The organism is Streptomyces sp. 15-116A (assembly GCF_025290915.1).
Taxonomy (GTDB): Bacteria; Actinomycetota; Actinomycetes; order Streptomycetales; family Streptomycetaceae; genus Streptomyces.
Map to the genome: position 1 here is coordinate 1 of NZ_JAOCQE010000548.1, position 1,189 is coordinate 1,189.

Sequence of the window (1,189 nt, forward strand, 5' to 3'; positions counted from 1 at the left end):
CGCTCCGCCGGCCTGCGTCTGCACTACCGGGTGCAGCGGCTGCTCCCGCTGCGCACCGACCGGGCGGTGTTCACCGCCGGTGACGGCCGCGGGCACGGCTGCAACCCGGGCGCCCTGGAGTCCGCGGTGCGGGAGCTCGCCCCGCACATCCGCACCGCCTGGGTCGCCCGGCCCGAGCACCAGCACGCCGTCCCGCCCGGCCCGCGCCGCCTGGTCCCAGGCACCGCCGCCTACTGGACCGCCCTCGCCCGCTCCGCGTACCTGGTGAGCAACACCCACTTCGATCCCGGGCTGCGCAAGCGCAAGGGCCAGGTCCTGGTGCAGACCGAGGCCGGTACCCCGCTCAAGCACATGGGTCTGGACCTCCTCGAACGCCCGGCGGCGTCCCGGGGCACTGACTTCGCGCGGATCCTCGGCGGCGTCGACCAGTGGGACTACGTCGTCTCCGCCAACCGCCACTCCACCCTGACCTGGGAGCGGGTGTACCCCGGCCGCTACACCACGCTGGAGTACGGCCAACCGCGCACCGACCGCCTGCACACCGCGACCGGCGCGGACGTGGCCCGGCTGCGGGAGTCGCTGGGCATCCCCGAGGGCGCGGTGGCGATCCTGTACGCGCCGACCCACCGCGACCACCGCCGCAGCCAGCCCCGCCCGCTGGACCTGGACCGCGTGGTCCGCCGCCTGGGCCCGCGCTTCGTGATCCTGGCCCGCGCCCACCCACTGGACGAAGCTCCGCTCACGGTCACCTCGGGCCGGGTGGTGGACGTCTCCGGCCATCCGAGCGTGGAGTCGCTGTGCCTGGCCTCGGACGCCCTGGTCACGGACTACTCCTCGCTGATGTTCGACTACGCGGGCCTGGACCGGCCGATCGTGCTGCACACCCCCGACCGGGAGGCGTACGAGGAGGCCCGGGGCACGTACTTCGACGTGGCCGAGTTCCCGCCGGGGGCGCTGGCGCGCAGCGAGGACGAGCTGATCGACATCTTCGCCACGGGCCACTGGCGCGGCTCGCGCTCGGCGCAGCTGCGGGCGGCGTTCCGCGCCCGGTTCTGCCCGCACGACGACGGCCGCGCCGCCGAGCGGGTGGTGCGCCGGGTGGTGCTCGGCGAGAGCGAACTGCCGCCGGTGGTCCCGTTGTCGGAGCGCCGCCCGGTGCCGTCGGCCGCAGCCGGGCTCGACCGGGCGC

1 protein-coding gene is annotated in these 1,189 nt (G+C 75.6%); it reads left to right on the top strand.

What is annotated here, in order from left to right; genetic code table 11:
* The coding region (locus tag N4P33_RS35390; RefSeq protein ID WP_260831011.1) for a CDP-glycerol glycerophosphotransferase family protein at positions 1 to 1,189 on the top strand (1,189 nt) is incomplete at both ends.